The sequence below is a fragment of the Halolamina salina genome, from assembly GCF_042678005.1.
GTDB classification, from domain to species: domain Archaea; phylum Halobacteriota; class Halobacteria; order Halobacteriales; family Haloferacaceae; genus Halolamina; species Halolamina salina.
Map to the genome: position 1 here is coordinate 1,361 of NZ_JBHUDH010000145.1, position 5,246 is coordinate 6,606.

Below are 5,246 nucleotides of genomic sequence, written 5' to 3' on the forward strand. Positions count from 1 at the left end.
ACGGCGGGCAGCCCTACGGGTTCGGGCCGGCGGCGGTCCGGGTCGACCCCGGGACGACGGTCGTCTGGGAGTGGACCGGCCGTGGCGGCTCGCACAACGTCGTCGCGGACGACGGCTCCTTCGAGTCCGACCTCTCCTCCGAGGAAGGGAACACGTTCAGCCACACCTTCGAGAGCGAGGGGACGTTCAAGTACGTCTGTACGCCCCACCAGTCGCTCGGGATGAAGGGGGCGGTCGTCGTCGGCTCCGGCGGGGGCGGCGTCTCCGAGCCGGACTACGGCGACTGGTTCGACGGCGTGAGCAACTACGACGAGACCGTCGACGAGCGCGGCAGCTCGGAAGTCACGGTCGAGGTCGGCGTCGACAACGGCGGGCAGCCCTACGGGTTCGGGCCGGCGGCGGTCCGGGTCGACCCCGGGACGACGGTCGTCTGGGAGTGGACCGGCCGTGGCGGCTCGCACAACGTCGTCGCACAGGACGGCTCCTTCGAGTCGGATCTCTCCTCCGAGGAGGGGAACACGTTCAGCCACACCTTCGAGGAGGAGGGCGTCTACCGCTACGTCTGTACGCCCCACCAGTCGCTCGGGATGAAGGGGGCGATCGTCGTGGGGAGCGTGAGCGGCGGCGGCGACGACGGTGGCGGGGGCGACGGCGGCGGCGAGGAGGCCGGCGGCGGCTTCTCCGTCCCAATGCCCTCGGACTTCGTCGGCTGGCTGGCGCTGCTGTTCGGCGCCGGCGGCGGGCTCGCGGTGGCGATGGTGCTCGGCGCGGAGTCGTACGCGGCCTACCGCGAGCACTCGGCGTCCGAACAGCAGTACGTCGGCGAGCAGTCGACCGAGGCCGCCGAGACCGAGCCGGTCGAGGAGATCGGCCAGGAGTACGACCCGATCGGCACGGCGACGCTGGTCGCGGGCTACTTCGTCCTGATCGCGCTACTGTGGGTGTTCATGTACTTCGTCGAGTTCATCGGTGGACCGACGATCACGGGGTGATTTATGCACGTACATCGATTCGAGAAACTCTGGTTCGGCGCATCGCTCGTCCTGATCGTCGCGTTCCTCGCGACCATCGTCTACGGCGCGGTCGGTCCCGGTGTCGCGATGGTCGACGACAGCGGCGGGACGGTCGATCCGTCGGTCATCGCCGACGGGAACTACGATCAGGTAGAGAACTTCCGGGAGCCTGGCGTGTACGACACCGAAGACGGCGTCGACGTGTACGTCGTCGCCCGGCAGTACCTGTTCCAGCCCGGGAGCTCGGAGCCGATCGAGGTGCCCGCGGGCGAGCCCGTGACGTTCCACGTCACGTCGCCGGACGTGACACACGGGTTCAACCTCGCCGGGACGAACGTGAACTCGATGGTGATCCCCGGGCAGATCGCGGAGTTCACCGTCACGTTCGAGGAGACGGGCGAGCACGGGATCGTCTGCCACGAGTACTGCGGCAGCGGCCACCACACGATGGAGGGCCAAGTGGTCGTCGTGGAGCAGTCGGAGTTCGACGGAGGTGACAGCTAATGGCTACTGAACACGGCAGCGAGACGGGGTTCGAGACGGAGCAGGAGTACGTGGAGACCGACGACGGCACGCGCCGCCGACTGGCGTTCGTCGACCGCTTCCCGGAGGCGGCCCGGACCGCCCGGATCTGTCTGTGGATCGCGTTCGCGTCGTTCGGCGTCGGCGCACTGTTCGGCTTGATCCAGGCGCTGCACCGCACGAACACGCTGCGGATCATCCCCTCGGCGGATTACTACACGATCCTGACCGGCCACGGCGTGCTGCTGGGGCTGGTGCTCACCACGTTCGGGATCGTCGGCCTGTTCCACTGGGCGAACACCCGGAGTCTGGGTGTCCCACCGACGAGTAAGCGGCTGACGCAGGGCTGGCTGTGGACGATGACGATCGGGACCGTGCTCGCGGCGGCGACGATCGTCGCGGGGCTGTTCGACGCGATCCCCGCCAGCGCGGACGTGCTGTACACGTTCTACGCGCCGCTCGAGGCACACCCGCTGTTCTACATCGGCGCCGCCCTGCTGATCATCGGCTCGTGGGGCGCCGGACTCGACTGGTTCCTGCAGTACCGCGAGTGGCGGGAGTCCAACCCGGACGCGCGCATCCCGCTGCAGTCCTTCATGGTGATGGCGACGATGCTGATGTGGTACCTCTGTTCGCTGGGGGTCGCCATCGAGGTCGTCGTGTTCCTGATCCCGTGGTCGCTGGGGCTGATCAGTCAGGTCGACCCGCTGCTGACCCGGACGCTGTTCTGGTACTTCGGCCACCCGGTCGTGTACTTCTGGTTGCTGCCGGCGTACCTGGTCTGGTACACCGTCCTGCCGAAGCTCGCGGGCGGCCGGCTGTTCAGCGACCCGCTGGCGCGGGTGACGTTCGTGCTGTTCCTGCTGCTGTCGACCCCGGTCGGGTTCCACCACCAGTACACCGACCCCGGGATCGCCTCCGGCTACAAGCTGGTGGCGATGACGAACACGTTCTTCCTGCTGTTGCCGTCGCTGCTGACGCTGTTCACCGTCGTCGCGAGCATGGAACACGGCGCGCGACAGAGCGGCGCGTCGGGCCGCCTCGCGTGGCTCAAGGATCTCCCGTGGGAGCGGCCGGAGTTCTCCGGCGTCGCGCTCGCCGGGATCATGTTCGCCGCCGGCGGCTTCTCCGGCATGATCAACGCCGGGATGAACATCAACTACCTCATCCACAACACCATCTGGGTGCCGGGGCACTTCCACCTCACCGTGGGGACGGCGTACGCGCTGACGCTGATGGCGATCTCCTACTGGCTGATCCCACAGCTCACCGGCAAGCGGCTCCAGTTCCGCGGGCTGGCGTCGATCCAGCCGTTCGTCTGGTTCGTCGGGATGGTGCTGATGTCGAACGCGATGCACCGCGGCGGGCTCGCGGGGATTCCGCGGCGCACCGCCGAACCCCAGTACGACCAGGTCAGCTTCGACGCCGTCGTCGGGACGGTCGGCGAGATGCGCGTCCAGATCGCGATCGGCGGCACGCTCCTGTTCATCGCCGCGATGATGTTCCTCGTGGTGATGTTCGGGACGTGGGCGTTCGGGAAGCCCAACAGCCGACTACGGGTCAACGGCTCGATCCCCGAACCGCTCTCGGGGGCCGAGGAGTCGCCGCGGGTGCTCGACAACCTCAAGCTCTGGACGGCGATCGCCGTCGCGCTGGTGCTGCTGGCCTACGGCGTCCCGCTGTACGACATGCTCGCCGACGGGATCCTCTCGCCCGGTAGCCTCCCGATCCCGGCGTAGCGCGCACGCTGCTCCCCGCTCTCTCCGACTGACTCATGACTGATGCCGACACACCGACTGACTCCGACGCCGAGACACCGGCGGACGACGCCCCGCCGGAGGACGACGAGATCGATCGCCGTCGGCTGATCCGTTGGATCGCCGTGCTCGCGTTCGGCGTCCCGGTCGTCGTCGAGGCGCTCACGTTCGGCAACATCATCGGCGACGAACTGCTCGGTGGCGGCGACGCCACGCCGACGGCCGCGGAGACGGAGACGGATCGCCCGGACGCGGTTGGCGTCGACGACGAACTCCTCGACGAGACGGCGGCGACGGAGACGATCACCACCTCCGAGGTCCGGCAGACCGATGGCGGCCGGACGTACGTCTTCGGCGTCGATGTGGAGAACACGACCGACGAGCCGGTCGAACTCCGGACCGAACGCCTCCGGCTCCGCGACGGGACGCTCGTCGACGGCGTGTCGAGCACGGGCAGCATCGCCCCCGGCGAGTCGGGGATGGTCACCGCCGCGTGGTCGATCCCCGAGAGCGCGATGCCCGGTGCCGTCGAGGTGACGGCGACCCGGGGCGAAAAGACGGTGTTCGAGGGGTTCCAGCTGGTGGAGCAGCCGGTCGTGGTTGGGTAGGTGTCGTTTCGGTCCGGCTATCTGCCCACCTGAGGAGGGATTGTGAACTACGGTCGTTCCGCTCGCTTCACTCCTTGGTACAGATACCTCTCACGGCTCTCAGTTTCACTACGTTCGACAGAAGAGCCGGAGGAGGGATTTGAACCCTCGACCTATTCCTTACGAAGGAATCGCTCTGCCAGCTGAGCTACTCCGGCGCGTCCATCCCCACGTACCGGCAAGGCGGACATAAGGGTTCCGAAACCCTGCGCAGTCAGTCGATCCGGTCCAGCCGCGCGTCGAGGCAGACGTTCAGTTCGTGGGGCGCGTACGACCGCACGACGCGCTCCTCCAGCGTCGTCACTTCGTACTGGTCGCCGGCCGCGTCCTCGAGCGCGCTGCGGGCGCGCTCGAAAGGGGCGTCCTCGTGCTGGATGTCGTAGAGGTGGACCACACACGAGTCGCCGGCGAACGCGACCGCCGTGTCGGCGAACTCCGCGGCGGTGTGGGGAAGGTTCATCACCAGCCGGTCGGCCCAGTTCTCGTACTCGTCGGTCAGTTCCCGCACGTCGCCGACGTGGGTCGTGATCCGGTCGGCGACGCCGTTGCGTTCGGCGTTCTCCTCGAGGTACCGGATCGCGTCGGGGGTGAGGTCGCCGGCGACGACCTCCGCGCCGGCGTCGGCCATCGGGATCGCGTACGGACCCACACCGGCGAACATGTCCAGCGCGTGCTCGCCGGGTTCGACCTGCTCGACGACGCGGTGGCGCTCGGTCGCGAGCCGCGGGGAGAAGTACACCTCCGCCACGTCGACGGCGAACTCGTGGCCGTACTCGCGGTGGACTGTCTCCGTCGGCGGGCGCTGTTCGCCCTCGTCGGCCAGCACCGCCCAGTCGCGGACGCGAGTCTCGCCTTTCACCTTGGAGTCGCGGTTGAGCACGCTCCGGACCGGGATGTCCGACTCGACGATCGCCTCGGCGATCTCGTCGGCGCGCTCGGGGTCGTCCTCGTCGACGAGCACCACATCGCCCAGTCGTTCGTACGTCGGCTCGAACCCCAGCAGGTCCGCGGGCGTACGTTGGGGGGTGCGCGCGGGCACGTCGTGCCGGACGACGTCGAGGTCCCCGGGAACTGCGTCGGGGTCGGTGACGGGGATGAACAGTTTCGCGTCCTCGTCCGCGGCACCGTCCTCGACCGCGATACCGTACTCCTGATCGACGAGATCCGCCTCGGCGAGACGCTGTCGTGTCGCCTCGCCGTCCTCGCGGGCGACGGCGACGCAGGGCCGCTCCATACCGGGGTTCGGCGCCGGACCCGAGTAAGAGTAGCGATGGGCCGGCCTCAGGTCAGGCTCTCGAGCAGCTCCG

General features: G+C 68.4%; 5 protein-coding genes and 1 tRNA gene. 4 read left to right on the plus strand and 2 right to left on the minus strand.

Going from position 1 to position 5,246, the window contains the following annotated elements; genetic code table 11:
- The 4 genes from ACFR9S_RS12535 to ACFR9S_RS12550 all read left to right on the plus strand — a co-directional run.
- The coding region (locus ACFR9S_RS12535) for a halocyanin domain-containing protein (RefSeq protein WP_379818798.1) at positions 1-992 on the plus strand (992 nt) is incomplete at its 5' end.
- A gap of 3 nt (positions 993-995) precedes the next feature.
- Positions 996-1,517 carry a cytochrome c oxidase subunit II gene (locus ACFR9S_RS12540; protein ID WP_379731756.1) on the plus strand — a complete coding sequence of 174 codons (522 nt, stop codon included), beginning with the start codon at positions 996-998 and terminating at the stop codon, positions 1,515-1,517.
- Positions 1,518-1,597: 80 nt separating this feature from the next.
- Entirely contained in the window at positions 1,598-3,274 is a 1,677-nt protein-coding gene (locus ACFR9S_RS12545) for a b(o/a)3-type cytochrome-c oxidase subunit 1 (protein ID WP_379731759.1), read from the plus strand.
- Positions 3,275-3,309: 35 nt separating this feature from the next.
- Positions 3,310-3,900: a hypothetical protein gene (locus tag ACFR9S_RS12550; protein WP_379731757.1), complete on the plus strand. Its 591-nt coding sequence runs from the start codon at positions 3,310-3,312 to the stop codon at positions 3,898-3,900.
- A 124-nt stretch (positions 3,901-4,024) separates the two neighbouring features.
- On the opposite strand, the gene ACFR9S_RS12555 is transcribed toward ACFR9S_RS12550, so the two are convergent.
- Together ACFR9S_RS12555 and ACFR9S_RS12560 are read right to left on the minus strand one after the other, a co-directional pair.
- Positions 4,025-4,097, minus strand: a tRNA-Thr gene (locus tag ACFR9S_RS12555).
- Positions 4,098-4,153: 56 nt separating this feature from the next.
- Positions 4,154-5,173 carry a class I SAM-dependent methyltransferase gene (locus tag ACFR9S_RS12560; RefSeq protein ID WP_379818799.1) on the minus strand — a complete coding sequence of 340 codons (1,020 nt, stop codon included), beginning with the start codon at positions 5,171-5,173 and terminating at the stop codon, positions 4,154-4,156.
- Positions 5,174-5,246: the final 73 nt, after the last annotated feature.